At 72.3% G+C, this 18,967-nt stretch carries 12 protein-coding genes and 1 pseudogene; 8 read left to right on the top strand and 5 right to left on the bottom strand.

The window, feature by feature from the left end; all coding sequences use genetic code 11:
* Positions 1–42: 42 nt before the first annotated feature.
* From ACGFYH_RS31885 to ACGFYH_RS31875, 3 genes are all read left to right on the top strand, one after another.
* Entirely contained in the window at positions 43–1,272 is a 1,230-nt protein-coding gene (locus tag ACGFYH_RS31885; protein WP_393806679.1) for an acyl-CoA dehydrogenase family protein, read from the top strand.
* Positions 1,269–1,667 carry a RidA family protein gene (locus ACGFYH_RS31880; RefSeq protein ID WP_393806647.1) on the top strand — a complete coding sequence of 133 codons (399 nt, stop codon included), beginning with the start codon at positions 1,269–1,271 and terminating at the stop codon, positions 1,665–1,667. The genes ACGFYH_RS31885 and ACGFYH_RS31880 overlap by 4 nt, the downstream gene beginning before the upstream one ends.
* 467 nt (positions 1,668–2,134) lie before the next feature.
* On the top strand, positions 2,135–2,590 hold the full coding sequence (locus ACGFYH_RS31875; RefSeq protein ID WP_393806646.1) for a DUF6299 family protein: 456 nt from the start codon (positions 2,135–2,137) through the stop codon (positions 2,588–2,590).
* Positions 2,591–2,754: 164 nt separating this feature from the next.
* On the opposite strand, the gene ACGFYH_RS31870 is transcribed toward ACGFYH_RS31875, so the two are convergent.
* Entirely contained in the window at positions 2,755–3,600 is an 846-nt protein-coding gene (locus ACGFYH_RS31870) for a DUF2637 domain-containing protein (protein WP_393806678.1), read from the bottom strand.
* Positions 3,601–4,174: 574 nt separating this feature from the next.
* On the opposite strand from ACGFYH_RS31870, the gene ACGFYH_RS31865 reads away from it, so the two are divergent.
* The 4 genes from ACGFYH_RS31865 to fxsT are packed head-to-tail and all read left to right on the top strand — an operon-like array spanning position 4,175 to position 12,322.
* On the top strand, positions 4,175–5,179 hold the full coding sequence (locus ACGFYH_RS31865) for a trypsin-like peptidase domain-containing protein (RefSeq protein ID WP_393806645.1): 1,005 nt from the start codon (positions 4,175–4,177) through the stop codon (positions 5,177–5,179).
* A complete protein-coding gene (locus ACGFYH_RS31860) occupies positions 5,176–6,666 on the top strand; it encodes a hypothetical protein (protein ID WP_393806644.1) in 1,491 nt (496 codons plus the stop codon). Before ACGFYH_RS31865 ends, ACGFYH_RS31860 begins: the two co-directional genes overlap by 4 nt.
* On the top strand, positions 6,663–7,790 hold the full coding sequence (locus ACGFYH_RS31855) for an AAA family ATPase (RefSeq protein ID WP_393806643.1): 1,128 nt from the start codon (positions 6,663–6,665) through the stop codon (positions 7,788–7,790). Before ACGFYH_RS31860 ends, ACGFYH_RS31855 begins: the two co-directional genes overlap by 4 nt.
* Positions 7,787–12,322, top strand: coding sequence for an FxSxx-COOH system tetratricopeptide repeat protein (fxsT, locus tag ACGFYH_RS31850; RefSeq protein WP_393806642.1), 4,536 nt, complete (start codon positions 7,787–7,789; stop codon positions 12,320–12,322). Before ACGFYH_RS31855 ends, fxsT begins: the two co-directional genes overlap by 4 nt.
* Here the strand turns inward: fxsT and ACGFYH_RS31845 are convergent.
* The 4 genes from ACGFYH_RS31845 to ACGFYH_RS31830 all read right to left on the bottom strand — a co-directional run bounded on the left by ACGFYH_RS31845 (position 12,308) and on the right by ACGFYH_RS31830 (position 17,864).
* A complete protein-coding gene (locus tag ACGFYH_RS31845) occupies positions 12,308–14,173 on the bottom strand; it encodes an aKG-HExxH-type peptide beta-hydroxylase (protein ID WP_393806641.1) in 1,866 nt (621 codons plus the stop codon). The genes fxsT and ACGFYH_RS31845 overlap by 15 nt on opposite strands.
* 19 nt (positions 14,174–14,192) lie before the next feature.
* A complete protein-coding gene (locus tag ACGFYH_RS31840; protein ID WP_393806640.1) occupies positions 14,193–14,393 on the bottom strand; it encodes a hypothetical protein in 201 nt (66 codons plus the stop codon).
* 658 nt (positions 14,394–15,051) lie between these two features.
* Positions 15,052–15,915, bottom strand: a complete 864-nt coding sequence (locus ACGFYH_RS31835; RefSeq protein WP_393806639.1) for a YihY/virulence factor BrkB family protein — start codon at positions 15,913–15,915, stop codon at positions 15,052–15,054.
* 800 nt (positions 15,916–16,715) lie between these two features.
* Entirely contained in the window at positions 16,716–17,864 is a 1,149-nt protein-coding gene (locus ACGFYH_RS31830; protein ID WP_393806638.1) for a cytochrome P450, read from the bottom strand.
* Between the two features lie 575 nt (positions 17,865–18,439).
* Here ACGFYH_RS31830 and ACGFYH_RS31825 point away from each other — a divergent pair.
* Positions 18,440–18,823 (top strand): annotated as a pseudogene (locus ACGFYH_RS31825) (transposase); the annotation flags it as partial.
* Between the last annotated feature and the right edge of the window lie 144 nt (positions 18,824–18,967).

Here is an 18,967-nt window from a genome sequence, read left to right as displayed (position 1 = left end):
CAGCGCGCCCGCTGGCTCCCCCGCGTGAGCGCCGGCGCCGCGGTGGCCGCCTTCGCCCTCAGCGAGCCCGACGCCGGATCGGACGCTGCGGCTCTGTCCCTCAGGGCGGACCCGACCTCGACCCCGAACCCGGAGCCGGGGTCGGCGGCGGGCGTCGTGCGCCCCGTCGTGGCCCGCGTTACGGGGGCGGACCCGTCGGGCCCGGCGGCGAGTCCCACCGCGGTGCGTCCCACGGCGGTGCGTCCCACGGCGGTGCGTCCCACGGGGGAACGGGACGGGGCGGTGCGTCCCACGGCGGAACGGGACGGGGCGCGGGACGCCGGGCGGGAGGCCGTCGAGCCGGGCGGGAGGCGGGATGCCGCCCGGTCCGGTGCCGGACCGAGTCCGTCCACCCCGGGCGACCCGTCCTCCACCGGGGCGCGGGGCGGGTCCGCGGCCGCCCGGAGCGGCGTCGCCGCGGCCGGCTCGGAGGCTGCCACGACGGCGTCGCCCGCAGCGCGTGCGGCTTCCGACAGCCTGGCCGCCGAGCGCGACGGACCCTCCGGCTGGCGGCTGACCGGGGAGAAGTGCTGGATCTCCAACGCCCCCGAGGCCGACTTCTACACCGTGTTCGCGCGGACCACCCCCGGTGCCGGTGCCCGCGGCGTGACCGCCTTCCTCGTGCCCGCCGACCGCCCCGGCCTCACCGGCGCCCCGCTCGACATGCTCTCGCCGCACCCCATCGGCGCCCTCGCCTTCGACGCCGTGCCCGTGACCGCGGACGACGTGCTGGGCGCGCCCGACCGCGGGTTCCGGGTGGCCATGGACACCCTCAACCTGTTCCGTCCCAGCGTCGGCGCCTTCGCCGTCGGCATGGCGCAGGCCGCCGTGGACGCCACCCTCGCGCACACCACCGCCCGCGACGCCTTCGGCGGCAAGCTGCGCGACCTGCAGGCCGTCTCCCACCAGGTCGCCGAGATGGCGCTGCGCACGGAGGCGGCCCGTCTGACGGTGTACGCGGCGGCGGCGGCGTACGACGCGGGCGCGCCGGACGTCCCGATGCGCGCGGCGATGGCCAAACTCCTCGCCACCGAGACCGCCCAGTACGTCGTCGACCGCGCCGTCCAGCTGCACGGTGCCCGTGCCCTGCGCCGCGGCCACCTCCTCGAACACCTCTACCGCGAGGTCCGCGCCCCCCGCGTCTACGAGGGCGCGAGCGAGGTCCAGCGCGGCATCATCGCCAAGGAGCTTTACCGGACGCGGGACGCGAGGACCGAGGAGGCCGGAACATGACCGCCGAACGGGTCAACCCGCCCGAACTGTCCCCGCCCACCGGCTTCTCCCACGCCGTCGTCGCCACCGGCACCCGCGTCGTCTTCCTGGCCGGCCAGACGGCCCTCGACACCGACGGCGTGATCACCGGTGACACCCTCCCCGCCCAGTTCGAGCAGGCTCTCACCAACCTCCTGACCGCCCTGCGCGCCGCCGGCGGCACCCCGGCCGACCTCGCCCGCGTCACCGTCTACGCCACGGACGTCGCCGCCTACCGCGCCCACGCCGCCGGTCTCGGCCGCACCTGGCGCGAGCTGGCCGGCCGCGACTACCCGGCGATGGCCGTCGTGGAGGTCGTACGGCTGTGGGACGAGCGGGCGCTGGTGGAACTGGACGGCTTCGCCGTACTGCCGTAGACGGCACCGCTCCCTCCGAGCCGCCGCCTCCGGCCTACTGCCTCCGCATGTGTGCCCGCCCCGGAGCGCCGTCACGCCGGACACCGAACCGAGCGCGTGGACCACCGAGTAGGAGGACACCGGCGGCGAAGGACCGGTCGTCGTCCTCCTCGCCGGCCTCGCCCTCCCCGCGCCCGGCCTCGCTCGCGCGGGAGGTGCCCCCTTGGCGGCCGTGCGGCGCGAGGCCGTCGCAGACCTGGCCGCTGCGGCGCCTCCCCGTCGGCATCGGCGCCCTCACCGGGCGCCCGTGCCGGCCGCGGTCGTCGGCGGCCGGCCGCGCCCCCCGCACACCGCCCCGGCGATCCGGCGCGACTTCCGGCGCCACGGCCGACGCGGACTCGCCACCGAAGGGGTGACGGTCACTGCCGTCGGCCCGTCCGCCCGGTACCAGTGGAACCCCTCATTCCGAACGACCGGGAGGCCCCCTCATGAGCGTACGATCCGCCGCCCTCGCCACGGCCGCCGGCGCCGCCCTGCTCCTGCTCGCCGCGCCCGCCGCCACGGCCGTGCCCGGCGACGCCCGCATCGGCACGGAGTCGGTGACGGTCGACCCGACCGGCCGCATCGCGGCCGACGGCACCGTCACACTCTCCGGCACCTACCGCTGCACCCCCGGCACCGGCACCGGCACCGGCGCCGTCTTCGTCAGCTCCTCCGTGAGCCAGAGCGACCCGTCCGTCCGGTACGGCATCGGCGGCACCCGCGCGGTGTGCGACGGCCTCGAACACCGCTGGGTCAACACCGGCAGGCCCTCCGCGGACGCCCTGAAGCCCGGGGCGGCCCACGTCGAGGCCACGCTGATGGAACTGCGGACCACGAGCGGTCTGCCGCTCCCCAGCTTCCACGCCCGGCAGGGACAGGACGTGACGCTGAGCGGCCTCTGACCGTCCCGGAGGGTTTCCGGCACCGGGTGACACGGTGGCCATGCACGCCGCCTTATGCCAAGAACATCACACCCGGCCACAACGGCTTCCGCATTCCGTCGCTTTACGTGTATTCGAATCCGGAGGAAATGGGAGCCGTTCCGAACGAGTGGTTCCGCTCCGGGTCAGGGCTGTTTTCCGGGGCCCGCGCCGGGCCGTGGCGAGCGTGCGCCGTTCCGCCGTTGACGCGGAAGGGACACCGGGTCGGAGGCCGCCGTGCCCGACGGCTCGTCACCCGGCGCGACCGCGGCGCCCTGCCGGTGGCGCGGCACCGCCCGACGGGGCGGACGGGTGAGCGTGATCTGGCGGACGATCTGCTGGAAGCAGACCAGCGAGGCGAGGCCGGGCAGGGCGGCCGCCGACCCGTCGCTGAGTGTTCTGGGCGCCTCGGCGATGCACAGCAGCATCGCGATGGCCGAGAACAGCAGCACGACGGCCCAGGAGTGCACCGCCCGCCGCTGGTGCAGCGCGGCCCGCAGCACCGCCAGGGAGGCCACCAGCCAGGGCCCGTAGACCAGCAGCGGCCACCAGGACACGACGCTGCCGCGGGCACGGGTCATGGCGGCCAGACGCAGCGGCTCGTAGGCCACCATGCCGCCGAACAGGCTCACGGAGGCCGCGATGACCGCGGCGAGCGCGGCGACGAACAGGCTCGCCGCACGCAGCCGGCTCACCTTTCTCCCTCTGCGAACCCTGCGATGACTCGTCGGGGACTCCCTCAACGGGGGCAGTTCCGCCGTGATCTCCCGCAGATTGCTCAGCGGTGTGCCCGGGGCGGGTGCGAGCGCCGAGGTGTCCGTCGCGTGCGGGACGCCGGTCTGCTGCCCCATGGCGTCCTGGAGGAGGAACGCGAGTTCCTCGGCGGGGTCCCAGCCGGGCTCGGGCGGAACCAGGGTCTCCTGGAAGGCTTCCTCGGGCCCGCGGTGCCGGCCGGCGCCCGTGGGGCGGAACAGGCCCTCGCCGTACGGCATGTGGGGGTAGGCGTGGTCTTCGTGCACGACGCGGGGGTCACTCCGCCCGGGTGTGCGTCGGGGAGCCCTGCGCGCGGCCCCACCGCTCGGCGAGACCGGTCTCCAACTCGGTCATGACGTCCAGGAACCGTTGCAGAACGGGCTCGGTCACCCGGAGAGGGACGGGGTGCCCGCCTCTGGTCAGAGTTCCGTCGCTCGGTGACGGACAGTGATTTCTGCCGGGCCTGTAGGTGTATGGGCCAAGCGCCGCCAATTCCCCGTTTTCCTCGGTCATATCCGAAGTAACGTCTGCCTACTCCGTCGGATGCGCGGCAGTCGAGTGAACGATTTCTGCGATACTTACCCAATCCAGAATTCACATCGGCTCGACAGTATCGCTGTACGAAAAGCGGGAAGACAAGCCGGTGATCGCCTTTCCCCCCGAGCCCGGTGGCGACACCCGCACGCGCACGCGAGGCACGGTCGCGCCCGCGAAGTCGGTGGGGGCCGAGCGGGCCTGTGAACGCGCTGTCGCTCGTACACTGACAGCGGGTAAGGCGAACACGTAACGCGGCGCTCGGGGGAGACGATTGACGTGGGGCCGGAGAGAGGTCAGGTGCGGGTGCTGTCCACGGACGGCACGGTGTGGGGGGCCGGTGTGCTGGTGGCCCTCACGGTGTCCGGCAGGCCCACGCCCCATGTGCTGACCTGTGCCCACGTCGTCACGGCCGCGATGGGCGGTCCGACCGGCGGCCCGCTCGTCGTCGACCTGCCGGGACGCGCCTGGTCCGCGACGGCCCACCCGGTTCCGGGCGCCTGGGCGCCGCCTCCCCCGCTGGGTGCCTGCGCACCCGGAACGCCGCTGGCCGACCGTGCGGACTTCGCCGTCCTGGCCCTGGACGCGGGGCACCCCCGCCTCGGACGCGGCTGCGGTGTACTGCCGTTGGCACCGTGCGGTGAGCCGGACGGCCGGGCCGTGGCCGTCGTCGGCTACCCGCGCGGCGCCCCCGCGGGGCTGATCGCCACCGCCCGGGTCACCGGAGGCGGCGGCCCGTGCCCGGAGTGGGTGCAGCTCGACGGCCTGCGCACCACGGGCGCCCCGGTGGAGCGCGGCTTCAGTGGCGCCGCCGTGTGGGACCGGCCCGCCGGCCGCGTGATCGGCATCGTGACCGCGGCCGCCACCGAGCGCGCCACCAAGGTCGCCTGGATGCTCCCGGTCGAGAGTGCCGTACGCCTGTGGCCCGCGCTCTCGGCCGCCGTCCGCCCGCCGCTGCCCCGGCCGCGCACACCACCCACCGTCGAGGCGCAGTACGCGCTCGTGGACGCCCTCCTGGACGTGCCGCAGATCGGCTACGACTCGGGGCGCACCCTGCGTGACGCGCTCCCCGCCCCGCTGCGGCGCAGCATCCGGGACCATCCCTGGCCCCGCCAACAGCTCCAGGCCGTGATCCAGGCGTGCCTCGACCACCGCGGCGGACACGCCGCACTGCGCTCGGCGGTGCGCGGTCTCGGAGGCGACGCCGAGTCGGCGACGGCGGCACTGGACCTGCTGGACCGGATGTGCCGCACGGAGGAGCCCGGAGCGGAGGCCGGTGCATGACGGTCGCCGAACGGGCGGTACCGAGGTATCTCGTGGACGCGGTGGCGGACGTACGGTGCCTGCGGGATCCGGAGACCCTGCGCCAACTCGTCCACCGGCTCTGCCCCGACCTGCACACGGCCCTCGACAGCACGGCCGGCACCTCCAGGCGCGGGGTGATCGTCAGCATGATCGAGGTCCTGCGGACCCGGCCGGCCGGGATATCCCGGCTGGTGGAGGTCCTCGAGACGTGGGAGGGCGAGTCGGTCGCCATCCGCAGGCTCAAGGTGACCGCGGCCTCCTGGGAGGTCGAACTCCTCCCCGACGAGGACTGGGACGAGCTCTTCGGACTGCTGGACGGCATCCGCATCCCGGGCCTCGACCGCCGGTACGCCGCCTTCCTGAGCGGTCTGGGACGGATGGTCGCGCCCTTCGACTGCACCGAGCCGTGGACCGTCTTCGTCCACGCGGCGACGCTCAACGCCAGACCCGGCGAGCAGTTGCCCTGCTTCCAGGTACTGCAGCAGCTCCTCGCCCTGGGAGCGGAGGGGCAGCGGCAGCAGCACGTCATCGACTGGGCCCAGCGGCACGACCCGTACCGGCCGGCAGAGCCGGCCGACGGTCCGGCCGCCCAACTGGCGGGGCAGCCCGCCGAGCGGAAGGGCGCGGGCACATGGGATCCGTCCGACTGTCTCGTCATCGGACTGCGTCGATTGCTCGACCGCGATCCCGCCTCCGGTCACGACGCCCTCCTCAGCCACTGGCTCCGAGTGCACCCCGACGCGCTGGTCAAGGGCGACGACGTCCGGATCAGCCTGCGCGCCGCGGAGAGCGAGGTGGCCACCCTGGTCCGTCACACGGAGAGCGACGTGGCCCACCGGAGGTCCGAACTCGCGCTGGAATTCGTGTTGCCCAGAAGCCTGTTGGGCCTCGATGTGGAACGATGGCGCAAGGCGTCGTTCCAAGGGGTGGGCGGAGTGCTGGGGGAGGACCATCATGTTGTCATCCGAAGCCTGGAAAGGCTGAGCCGACGCGACCTGCACGGCCGTTGGGGGCGCCGCTGGGACGCCTTCACCGAGGGCCGTGCCGGACGCGTCCACTGGTACCCCGAGGACGGCCGGTCCCACCTGCTCTCCGAGCCCTCGCCGGCGGTCGTGGTGCTCAGCGAACCACCCGGCGGCGCACGAGACGAAGCCGGAGCGCACCGTGGTGAGGACGAACTGGTGGAGGCACTCAGAGCCGGGGTACCGGTCGTTCTCTGGGACCGCAGGGGCGTCGGCGACCCCGCCTTCCGCACGGCGCTGCGCTCCCTTCTCGACCGACACGACCTCCGTGGCCTCCCCGGCATCGTCAAGGCGTTGCGTGTCGCCTCGATCGACCGCGATCCTGAAGGAGATCTGTTGGTCGGACGCCATGTCGCCCTGCTCTGGGACGACCCGAACCGGGTGCCGACCGCGTCCACGGACACGTCGGCGGATTCCGGCACCGGTGGGGAGGAGGGCTCGTGACTCGTCCTGACGACACGGGGGCGGCGGTGCCCCCGCCCGACGACGCCCGGCGACGCCGCTGGTGGATATACCGGGGCACCGGTGAGCCGTTGCGGGACACCACCCTGCGCGACCTCCTGCCTCCGCCACCGCCCTGGCGGTCCTTCGACGGCGGGCCGGCGCTGCCGCCACCGCCCGAGGACGAGACCGAGACCGTACGCCGTCTCGGCATCCACCGGCCCGGCGCCCACGACTCCTCCGAGGCCGTCAGGCGCGAGGCGAACATGGTGAACGCCGCACTGGTACTGCGTCGGCCACTGCTCGTCACGGGACGCCCGGGCACGGGCAAGTCCAGCCTCGCCTACCGGGTGAGCCGCGAGTTGCGCCTCGGGCGCGTACTGCGCTGGCACATCACCAGCCGCACCACTCTGCAGAACGGCCTCTACACGTACGACGCGATCGGCAGGGTGCAGGACACCGCGGCCCGCACGGCCGCGGCGGGAGACCCCGCGAACGCGACCGAGCGGCCGGCCGCCCCGCTGAGCGTGGGTGACTACATCCAGCTCGGCCCCCTGGGCACCGCCCTCCTGCCGCACCACGAGCCACGCGTCCTGCTCATCGACGAGATCGACAAGAGCGATCTCGACCTGGCCAACGACCTGCTCAGCGTGTTCGAGGAGGGCTCCTACACGATCCCGGAGCTCCTGCGGGCCAGTCGCCGCGAGCCCACGGTCCCGGTACTGACGGACGACCCCGGTGCGGAGGCGCGCGTCACCGGCGGACGGGTCATGTGCAGTGCCTTCCCCGTCGTCATCATGACGTCGAACAGCGAACGGGAGTTCCCGCCCGCGTTCCTGCGCCGCTGCCTCCTGCTCGACATGCCGGAGCCCGACGAGCACGACCTCGCCGACATGCTCGTCGCGCACCTCGGTGACGAGGACGTCGCCCAGTGGGGCGGGGACCTCGTCGCCAGGTTCCTCGACCGGAGCCGTGAACGCGGCGGGCTCGCCATCGACCAGTTGCTGAACTCCCTCTACCTGGCGACGTCCGGCCGTGTGGAGGACGACGACGGGTCGCTGATGGAATGGTGCGAATCGGTGTGGCACCGGCTGAACGGACCCGGCGCCGGAGCGAGGCACCGGTGACCCGGCCGGCCGACGGTCCGTCGACGCGGCCGTCCCGACAGGAGTTGCTGGACGCCCTGTACCTCGCGGCGTACCAGGACGCGGCCGTGCCCTATCCCTACCGCGACTGGCAGCCGGGTCGGACGTCGGACCGGTCCCGCCGGGAGCCGGGCGAGGAGGCCGCCCCCGACGACGGGCATGCCGGGGGCGGCCCCGCCGGCCCGGACTCCGGCCGGGAGCCGGGGGCGCCGCCCGCGCCGGCCCCGGAGGGGGGCTCTTCCGCGTCGCCCCGGGCTCCGGACGGGGACTCTCCGGCGCCGTCCAGGGCCCCGGACGAGACCGGCACCCGGCCGTCCGGGGCGCCGGAACACGGCGCTCCGCGGGACGAGGCCCGGGCCGGTGCGGCGAACGGGCATCCGCCGACTTTGCGCGCAGCGCGGGGGACACTCCACGCCGTCACCCCGGGCCGGGCGGCCCCCGACGCTCTCGGGACCGCCCACCCGTTCCCGTCGAGACCGGGGAGGGCGGGGGAGGACGACGGAGCCGCGAAGGGCGGCCGGCGCGCCGTCGGCGGACTGCCCGCGAGCCGCGAACTGGCGCGCTCCCTGCGCCCGTTGAGGCTGCGCCGACCGTCACCCTCGGACTGGACGCTGGACGAGGAGGCCACCGCGGAGCGGGCGGCCGCGGAGGGCCTGTGGCTGCCCGTCTGCCATCCCGCCGAGGAACGCCGGATCAGACTGGCCCTGATCGTCGACGACCACTCCTCCATGACCCTGTGGCAGGAGTCCGTACGCCAGCTGCGCCGGGTGATGGAGGAGGTGACCGCCTTCCGGTTCATCACGGTGACCAGGGTGGACATCACCGCGGCCGGCAGCCGCATACGCGCCCTGGGCATCACGGAGGGCGTCGGCGGCCAAGGGCCGGACAGCATCGCCCTGGTGGTGACGGACGGCCACTCCGACTCCTGGCGCAACGGCGACGCGGCCGCTTACGTGCACGCGCTCGCACGGACCGGCCCCACCGCGGTGCTGAGTCTGATGCCGCAGGAGGCGTGGGAGATCACCCTGCCCACGGCCGTGCGGGCGGAACTGCGGGTCCCCGGGGGCCTGGTGCCCAACCGCAGGACGACCGTCCGCCGGCTGAGTCCGGCCCTGCAGTCGCTGGGCGACCCCCACTCGCCGTACCCGGCCGAACCGGTGCCGGTGCCGCTGCTCGAGCTCACACCGGGTTCGTTCGCCCGCTGGGCCCGACTGGTCGCCTCGTGGGGTGCCCGGCACGAGATGGCCGTGCTGCTGACCGGGCCCGACGGCGACCTGGAGCTGCGGACCGACCAGCCCGTGGGGCTCCCCGGGCCGCTCCCGGGGCGCCCCCGCGAGACGGTGCAGCGCTTCATGGCCCGGGTGTCGCCCACCACCTTCGCACTGGCGCGCCGGCTGGCGGCCGCGCCGCTCAACCTTCCCGTCATGCGCCTGGTGCAGCGGATGCCGCCCTCCGCGGCGACCTGGAACCTCGCCGAGATCATGATGTTCGGCCTGCTGCGGCGGATCCGGCAGGACGACGACGTGGAGGACGCCGAGCACGTGTCGTTCGACTTCGCCGACGGCATCAGGGAAGAACTGCTCGGACTGGGGACCCGCCCCGAGACGATGAGCGTCCTGCGGCAGATCTCGGCCGACCTGGGCCCCCGGCTGGCGCGGGCCGTCGTGGGCGGCGAAGCCCTGGTCGCCTGGCAGGCGGACGCACCCGACCCGCCGCTGGACGACCGCACCCGGCCCTTCGTCAGACATCTGCGCACCGCCCTGTGCGCTCTCTCGGGTCCCTATCAGGCGCGGGCCAATCGGCTACAGCTTCTGCTGCACGAGGAACGCGGGCGGAAGCGAACATCTGATCCACCTGCCAATATGACACAGGGTGATCAATCGGATACGGTTGAGTCGCATCCTGTGCGCCCCGTACCCGTGACCCCGCCCCAGGAGTCGCCATCGTCCGCAGTCTCAGGAGGAGCCGTGTCGTCCACTGTCGAGCAGCCCGCAGCCTCGGCGACCACGCCGGCGCAGCACCCGGTGCCGAACCCCAGGCGCATCGGAGCGAGCCTGCCGCTGCGGAACAGGAACTTCACGGGCCGGGAAGCGCTGCTCGAGAAGTTGCGCCGGCGGATGGCCGACGACGTGACGACCGCCGTGCTGCCCGAGGCCCTGCACGGCATGGGCGGCGTCGGGAAATCCCAGATCGCGATCGAATACGTGTACCGGTACGGCAGGGAATACGAACTCATCTGGTGGATTCCCGCCGAACAGACCAATCTGATCGTGCAGTCCCTCATCGAGCTCGGGGAACACATGGGCCTGCGGGCAGGTGCCGACCGAAGCGCCGTACCCGCGGTCCTGGAGGCACTTCGCGTGGGCCAACCCTACTCGAACTGGCTGCTGGTCTTCGACAACGCGGAGAACCCGCATGAGGTCAGGCAATTCTTCCCTCATAACGGTCCGGGGCGCGTGATGGTAACTTCCCGCAACTCCCAATGGTCCACGCTGGCCAGCTCACTAGAGGTCGATGTGTTCACTCGCACGGAAAGCGTCGCGCTGATCAAGCGACGCAGTCCGCAAATTCCCGAAGAGGCCGCCGACAGGCTCGCCGACGCCCTCGGTGACCTGCCCCTGGCCGTCGAACAGGCGGCGGTGTGGCTCGCGGAGACGGGCATGCCGGCCAATCAGTACCTGGATCTCTTCGAGACCAAGTGCGCACAACTCCTGGAATTGACTCCGCCGGCCGACTACGACCTGCCGGTCGCCGCCGCCTGGAACGTGTCGCTGGACCGTCTGAGGGAGGACCATCCGGCTGCACTCCAGCTCTTGCAGATCTGCGCGTTCTTCGCCCCGGAACCCATCTCCCGCGGTTTCTTCCAGGCGGTACGCGGAATCGACGGACCGGCAGAACTGCGGGCGGCGCTCGAAGACCCCATCAAGATCTCCCAGGCCGTCCGTGAGATCGGTCGATACGCGCTCGCGCGCATCGACCACCGCAATGCGACCATCCAGGTCCACCGGCTCGTGCAGCGCGTCCTCATCGAGCAGATGAATCCGCAGGAACGCGCCAAGATGCGCCACTGCGCCCACCAGATCCTTGCCAACGCGGACCCCAGGAACCCGGGCCTGCCCGAGACCTGGCAGCGGTACTCGGCCCTCCTGCCGCACGTGCGGGCGACCCGGATGGTCGAGTGCGAGGACGGCTGGGCCCGCCAGCTGATCCTGAACGAGGCCCAGTTCATGCTGGAACGCAGTGACTACGAGGAGGCCCTGGAGGTCTCGGCCGAGGCCGCGGCCATGTGGCGGCGCGCCCTGGGCGACGACCACGAGCACGTCATCGCCGTGGACCAGGTGCGTGCCCTGGCGCTGCGCTGGCAGAACCGCTACAGCGACGCGCACGACCTCCAGCAGGAACTGGTCGAGCGCTGCCGGCGGGTGCTGGGTGAGCGCAACGAGACCACGCAGCGGGCGCTGAGCGTGCTGGCGATCCTGCTCCGGCTCAACGGCGACTTCTACCAGGCGCGGGAACTGGACCAGCGGGCGTACGAGACGACAGCCCTCGAGTTCGGCCCCGACGACCCCGGCACACTGCAGGCGGCGCACAACTACACCGTGAGCCTCCGCCTCGCGGGAGACTTCGCCGAGGCGCTGCGCCTGGACGAGGAAACCTACGGGCGGCGCGTCGAGGTGCTCGGCGACGACCACATGTCGACCCTCAGCAGCCGCTACCAGATGGCCCTGGACCTCCAGGAACTGGGCCGCGGCGACGAGGCGCGGGAGATGCTGGCGGATCTGCGGTCGCTGGCGCTCCAGCGGCTCGGCCCCGAGCACGACATGACCATCCGGGCCACCCGGGAGCTCTCCGTGACCCTGCGCAAGCTCGGCCGGCACGACGACGCCCTGGAACTGTCCTCGGCCGCGCTGAAGGTGCTCCGGGAGAAAGCGGGCGAGCGTTCCCTGGAGACGGTACGTGCGGCGCTCAACCACGCGACCGACCTCCGGCAGACCGGTGACCTGGAGCGGGCCGCGGAGCTCGGCCGGGCGACGAGGGACCGGTGCCGGGACCTGCTGGGCGAGGTGCACCCGCACACCTACGCGACGGCGACCAACCTCGCGGTGACCCTCCGGCTGCTCGGACGGATCGACGAGGCCCACGACCTGGACCACGCCGCGGTGGACGGCCTGAGCCGCGTCCTCAGCCCCCACCACCCGCGCAGCCTCCTGGCCCGCACCAACCTGGCCAGCGACCACTACGCGGTCGGGCGGTTCGCCGAGGCCAGTGACATGGACAGGGAGCTCCTGGACCTGAGCCGGCAGTCCCGGGGGCAGGCCCACCCCTCCACGCTGGCCGTGATGCTCAACCTCTCCTACGACCTGCAGAGCCTGGGCGAGTCCGCACGGGCACAGGAGCTGTACGAGCGGGCGGTGGTCCTCTTCCACGAGGTCCACGGTCCGGACCACCAGGCCACCGCCGACGCCGAGAACCACAAGCGGGCCAACTGCGACATCGACCTACTCGGCGTCTGACCGAGGGGCCGGCGCCCGGGACGCGAGCCACTCGGCCAGCTCTTCGGGCCCGGGAGGCTCGGTCACCCGCTGTCCCAGCGCGTCGTGGAGCGCCAGGACCACTTCCGGGCGCTCCACGAGTGGCGAGTCCTCGCACCCCCGTGCCAGGCCGACACCGACACAGGCGCGCGCGGCGGGCAGGACGCCCGAGCGGGCGCCGGACAGGGCCTCGCGATAGCCGCGCAGCGCCTCCTCGTGCTTCCCGGCCACCAGAGCGGCGTCGGCGGCGCACGCGCCGTTCATCTCCAGTGCGTCGATGGCACCCGAGCCCAGACCGGCCCGGACGTGGCGGAACGCCTCCGCGTCGGACAGCCGCAACCGGGCCAGCCAGGCCAGGGCTCCGCCTCCCGCCGAGGCCGGCCGATGCGTGGCCATGCGGGCTGCCGGCAGCGTCGAGGACGGCGGCCGGCCTTCCGCCCAGCGGGCGGCGAGCGCCTGGAGCGCTGACGCGTCCACCGCCAGATTCGTCGCCCGCCACGACGCCCGCGCCTCCCGGGAGCACAGCTCCGCCAACCGGGCGGGCGGGCCCGGCACGGGCGCGGGCCACCACGCGGCGGCCGCCTCGGCCAGGGCGGTGACGACGCGCCCCCCGGCCTCCGTCAGGTGGGTGGCCTTGCGCAAGGCCGCGAGCGCCGTGCGCAGCTGCCACCGGCAGAACGCGAACTCGAAGTCCGCCCGCTGCCCCTCCGACGGCCTGAGGCGATGCCAGAAGGACACCATTCCGGCGAAGGCGTGAGCGCCGTACAGCAGCCCGCGAAGCGGGCGCGGATCGGTGCGCCACGGCGCGAAGTAGACGGGCTCGGGGCCCTCCCGTACCGGGACGAGAAGCGGGGTCAGGTCGTCGAGGGCGGTGAGGAGCTGATGCCGAGCCTCGTGGACCAGGGCCGCGGCCATGGACGGCACGTCCGTGGAGAAGGACAGGGTGATCGCGCCGTACGCGTCGGGCACGGACGCGCTGACGACCCGTAACGCCCCGGCGCTCTCCAGCGGGACGACGGAGCGCAGCGTCCCCGCCACGGCCCGGTACGCGGCCGGGTCGGTGCGCCGCAGCACCTCGTAGGAGCCGTGCAGCACCTGTCGCCAGTCCTGTATGTCGGCCGGGCCGAGGTCCAGCGGACCGCGGACCGCGCGGAAGTCCCGGTGGGGCGACAGGTGGTCCAGTACGGCCCGACGCCGCCCGTCCGGCCAGTTGAGCCCGACCACCGGCAGCGGGGACCAGCCCTCGGCGGCGGCCGACAGGTCGGGCGGAAGGCGAACCGATCCGCCGTCGCCGTACACGACCGTTCCGCTGGGGCCGGACTCCACCCCGACCAGCGCCCAGTCGCCGCGGGCGACCACTCCGGTGAGTCCGAGGGAGGGCAGCCAGAGCCGCCCGCCGCGGGCCGGCAGCCGCAGCGAGCAGCGCATCCCGGCGCGTACGGCGGCGGCCGCCGCGAGAGAGGTCAGCAGGGACGCCCCGGCCCACGGCGGAGCGTCGTCGTGGGCTCCCGCGAGGTCGTGCGCCCATTGCCGCAGGAGCTGGAAGGCGCAGGCGCCGACCGCGGGATCGTGGAGCACGGCCTCCACCTCGTCCGGGGCGCAACGCTGGACGTGGCTCAACAGCGCCCAGGCCGACGCCGCGCTCGTCGGGGGCGCGCCCCGGGGCCAGCGCCCGTCAGGGTGCCCGGAGAGCTCGAGGAGCGCCTTGAGCGCGAGGACCAGCCGACTGCGCTGCGCCGAGCCGAGCAGGGCGACGTCGGCCTCGTCCACGTCCCCGAGAGCGATCCCGGTCAGCGTGCGCGGATCGATGCGGTAGCGCTCGGGAGGGGTCAACAGTCACGGAGAGAGTCGCTCATCCCCTCCGTGTCGTCCCGCCGCACATCGCCGCCATGCTGCCCTCGCACAGCGGCGCCCCGGTGTGGGCCAGCTGCCCTCGCAACACCGACAGGGCGTCGGACAGTCCGCCGACCTGGCCCAGTTCGTCCAGTGGCACGTCCGTCAGGTCGATGAGCTGCGACCGCATGCCCTCAGTGGTTCCCCTCGTATACGCCATGTGCCCATGGTGACCGAAGCCCGTCCGTTGGGGAAGACGGACGTCGGCGGCCGACGCGGCCCCCGGGAGCCGGGCGGCGCCGCCTTCGGCAGGACGGCCGCGGCCACGGCCCGGCTCCGGACGCGGTCGTCGCCCCCCGACCGTCGACGCCGGGATCCCACGACCTGGCGCGGGCCCGCGCCAGGCGAAGGGCCGGCGCCCCCGTCAGGGGCCCGCGTGCCGACAGGCCGGGAAGGGGACGACGGCACGGTCGCGTCAGATGTCCCGGAAGAGACCAGCGAGTGCGGTGACCTGCCGCGATGAGCGGTTGGCGGTAGCTGACCCGTGCGAATGACCTTTCGGCTATTTCACGTTCGTGCCGCTTGATGGGGCCGGAAGTCCCAGAGAGGTCCCAGGGGACTCCCCCAGCTGACGGGTGTCTTTCGGCTCTGTACGGCAGTCCGGGTTCGTCGAACGGCCTCGTTTCCAGCCAGGGTGGTGGAGCCTAGACGTCGAGCAACTGGCGCTCGGCCGATGACTTGCGGGATGGTGGGGTCCTGATGATCGACGACGACTCTGAAGTCGCTGGTGCCAGTGAGCCGGCAGTGCCCGCCAGCCCTCGGACGCCCTACAGCGAGAGGCCCGTCGCGCGGGCCCGGCGGGCGATATGCCCTGTTGGTCACCGACGGCGGAGTTTGGCCAGTTCGGCGTTGAACTGGGCGCCGGTGAGGAGAGCCAGGTTGGACAGCCACAGCCACACCAGGAAGACGATGATCCCGGCGAGCGACCCGTACAGCCGGTTGTAAGTGCCGACGTGCGAGACGTAGAGGGCGAAGCTCGCGGAGGCGACGAGCCACAGGGCCACGGCCAGAGCGTCTCCCACAAGCCTCTGCCGCACCCCATGTGTCCCGGCCGGGCCCGAGCGGAACAGCACCAGCACCAAGATCGCGACCAGGCACAACAGGAGCGGCCATTTCAGAGCGTTCCAGGCACTACCGGCCATGCCGCCCATGCCCACGAGCCGACCGGCGGTGTGGGCCGCTTCACCGGTCAGGATGAGTACCAGGGCACTGGAAACCAGCAGCATCAGCAGCACCAGGGCAGTCATTACCAGCCGTGGCGCTGTCCTCCACGCCGGGCGCAGGTCCTCAACGCCGTGCATGACGTGCAGGGCCCGTCGGAAGACCCCCAGATAGCTGGAGGCGGACCACAGGGCGCCGATCACGCCGAAGACAGCCAGCGTCCACGCAGCCGAGTGCTGCTCCGCCATGCCCCGCAACGTGCTCTGCATGACGGGGCGGGACTCGGCCGGCACGACAGCGATCACGTTGCTGATCAGGTTGTCGGTGGTCGAGGCGCCGACGATTCCCAACAGCGAGACCGTGACAAGAAGCGTCGGGAAGAGCGCGAGCACCGCGTAATAGGTGAGGGCGGCGGCGAAGTCGGTCACGTTGTCGTTCCACACCGAGGCGGGGGTCCGGCGCAGCGCGGTACCGATGTGCTGCCAGCCCGGCAGATCGCGCGCGTACGCCGGTGGCGGCAAGGGCGGAGTGGTCGCCTGACGGGTCTGCAAGTGGTGTGCAGGAGACTCCGCTGTGGAGCGAGGCAGCGGTGCGCGGTCGGCCCCGCCCGGCTCGAGCGCAGGCGTACTGCTCATCAGGCGGGTGCCTCCCCCTCGTGCCATGAGCCGTCGTTCGGCCCCTGTTGGCAGACTTCCCCGGCGAACCGTTCGTACGTCACCCGGTCGGCACGCCCCTCTCACCGATGCGTGATCTGCCTGAGGATACCGGCGTACCCGCATCTGCTCGTGTCGCAGAACTTGTCCGCTACTCCGCCGGGCGAACCCAGCGCCACCGGCACTTGCTGTCCGCCGTCACCCATGCCCCCGCCGTCACCCTGGCCCAGCGGGAGGTGGGGGCCAAGACCAACGAGACGGCCGCCTTCCGTCCGCTGTCACCGGTGGAGCCGGTGATGTGGCGAATGGGGCTGGACGAAGCAATCTGGTTGTCACCGATGAGGCACGCGGCTTGTCACAGGTGCTTCGTCACCAGCGCATCCTGCGCCATGGCCTGGCCACCGCCCGCCCCTTCGCGGCCGGAGATGCCGATGTCCTTGTCAGGGTGGCGGTGCGGTGACCGCTCAGTCAGCCGAGCGGCAGTCGGGGCGGACGGAAGGGAGCGCCCGAACAGTACGCGCTCGTAGGCGGGACAGGTCTTCGTCGCCTTCCCGGTGCGGTGCACTCCCGCCTGGACGTGTGCAGGGCGGTCATGAACCCTCCGTCGTCGACGCCTCGTTCTCGGCGCAGGCACGCCTCTGCGTCGAGCCCGGGCCGAAGGGGCCGGTTCAGCGATCGGATGGCGGGGCGGGGGTGAGGCGAGTCCAGCCGGTAGGTGGGGCCAGGAGCGTACGGACGTGGGGCCTGCGGGTACGCAGCCGCACGTGTCCCCGGTAATCGTGGAGGATGAGGTGGCTGAGGTGTTCGAGGGCCTTGGCGGCGAAGCCGTTCGCCGGGCACATACCCTCGCCTTTGCCGAAGGGGAGGTAGGAGCGCCGTTGGTCGTCGGTCGGCTGCTGCCAGCGTGAGGGGCGGAAGTCCAGGGGTCTGTCCCACACGGTCGCCGACCGGTGGATCGCGTGCGTGCCGATCAGGACGTGCTCGCCCTCGCGGACCCGTGAGTCGGCTATGTCGTGGTCGGCGGCGGCCACTCTGATCAGGCGCCAGGCGGTCGGGTAGAGACGCAACGCCTCTTTGACCAGTCGATGGACCTGCTCCTGGCACACCGCCGGGGCGTCGTAGCCATGCCTGATGCCGAGCATCACTACCCATTCGAGGGTCACGCCGGTGAAGCCGACCGTGGACAGGACGAGGCGTTGCAACAACTGCGCGCGATCGACCGGGGACAGCTCTCCGGGCAGGCCCAGCACCAGGTCGACCAGGTCCTGCGCGTCGCTTTCGGGCGCTGGCAGTCGGCCGAGCTGTTCGGCGAGCCCGGCCCGGAGGGCAGGCACCGTACGGTGCGAGCGCCTCAGCACATGGCCGACGATGTCGTCGGCGACGACGCTCGACGTCACGTAGGCGTCGACGAGCGCGTTGATTTCGGTATGGCGCGGGTGCGCGATGACGGGGGCGAAGTACCGCCGCACCAGTTCGACGCCCCAGCGCTGGTGCCGCAGGCGGCCGCGGCCGTCACTCACCTCACCGAGGGCGGAGGCGAGGTCGAACGACGACGTGAGATCGTGCCGGGACAGGACCCTGAGCAGCTCGCGGGAGGCTTCACTCCGTACCTTACGAGGCAGGGATTCGGGTCCCAGGCGAAGAAACCCGGACTGGGACAGGTAGTTGCCGGCCGAGTCGACCAGAATGTCCCGGGCCGCGTCGGCATCGGCCACGAACAGGGTGCCGAAGCGGAGCCTGAACGGACCGTGGCGGTCCGCGGCCTGCTTCTCCCACCGCCGCAGTTGCGGCCACAGACTCTTCCTGTCCAGGAGCAAGGGTCATCCGCCCATCTGACAGGGACGGGACGCGCGGCGGTCCGGCCTCTCGTCCCATCCCTTTACGGGAGAGTGTCGTCAGGCGTCGTGCCCGTACCTGCCGCCGTACCCGTGGCGCCGTGCACGCGCCTCACCGCTGAGTCCCCGAAGGCTCCTGATGATCCATGACATCGCGGCTGTCCTCCTTATCGGTCAGGGCTGTGTCTGGTCCGGCTGCCGAGCGTCAGTCCTGCTGCCCGTATCCGACGAAGTACCCGTGCCACCGTGCACGCATCTCACCACTGAGCGCCCGAAGGCTGCTGGTCACCCACGACATAGTGATCCTCCTTGTCGGTCGGTGCTCTCTTGTTGGGCTGTGCCGCGTGATCGAGAACTCCGGCGGCCCGCCGCAGGGGCGCTCTAACGCTATTCCCACGGCAGAACCTGGTGAACTGCCGGAATTAGCCAAAGATGGGGATGCGCTCGGGGCTGGCCAGCAGCACCAGCACCTACCTGCCAGGGCCTGTGTTGAGTTGTGATCTCGTGGGCCTCGTCTCGCCTCGGGTGGGTCGGGGTCCTTGGGGTAGAACGGTGGGGTGTCTCGACCTCAACTTTCGTACGCCGAGTGGGAGTTCATCTCTCCGTTCTTGCCGGTCGGTGAGTACGGGCCGTACCCGGAGAACCTACGGGCGCACTTCGAGGGCGTCGTGTGGCGGTTCAGGAACGGGGCGAAGTGGCGGGAGTTGCCCGAGCGGTTCGGGCATTGGTCCACCGTGTACGGCCGGTTTCGGCAGTGGCGGGACGCCGGGGTGTTCACCGCGGTGTTCCAGGGTGCGATCCCCGAGGCGGCGAAGCGGGGCCTGATGGACTTGTCGCTGGTCAGCGTGGACTCGACCACGGCCCGGGCCCATCATGATGCCGTTGGGATGATCGTGGAGCCCGAGACCCTGGACGCGATGGAGAAGGCCGCCGCGGAAAAAGGGGCACCAGCGAGGAACAAGATGGACAACAAGATCCGGAGCGGGAAGAATGAACCGCACCGGTTCCAGTAGAGACTCGATTTCATGAAAGGATCGAGTCATGGCACGACCTTCCCGTTATCCGCTTGAGCTGCGCCGTCGCGC

The organism is Streptomyces sp. NPDC048392 (genome assembly GCF_043200575.1).
GTDB lineage: Bacteria > Actinomycetota > Actinomycetes > Streptomycetales > Streptomycetaceae > Streptomyces.
Note: the sequence above shows the minus strand (reverse complement) of the source record. Positions and strands in the feature narration are given on the sequence as shown.

Excerpts from the sequence above, each read along its gene's own strand:
- ACGFYH_RS31860 (WP_393806644.1), top strand. The coding sequence starts at position 5,176 with ATGACGGTCGCCGAACGGGCGGTACCGAGGTATCTCGTGGACGCGGTG.
- ACGFYH_RS31875 (WP_393806646.1), top strand. The coding sequence starts at position 2,135 with ATGAGCGTACGATCCGCCGCCCTCGCCACGGCCGCCGGCGCCGCCCTG.
- ACGFYH_RS31840 (WP_393806640.1), bottom strand. The coding sequence starts at position 14,393 with ATGGCGTATACGAGGGGAACCACTGAGGGCATGCGGTCGCAGCTCATC.
- ACGFYH_RS31880 (WP_393806647.1), top strand. The coding sequence starts at position 1,269 with ATGACCGCCGAACGGGTCAACCCGCCCGAACTGTCCCCGCCCACCGGC.
- ACGFYH_RS31870 (WP_393806678.1), bottom strand. The coding sequence starts at position 3,600 with ATGCCGTACGGCGAGGGCCTGTTCCGCCCCACGGGCGCCGGCCGGCAC.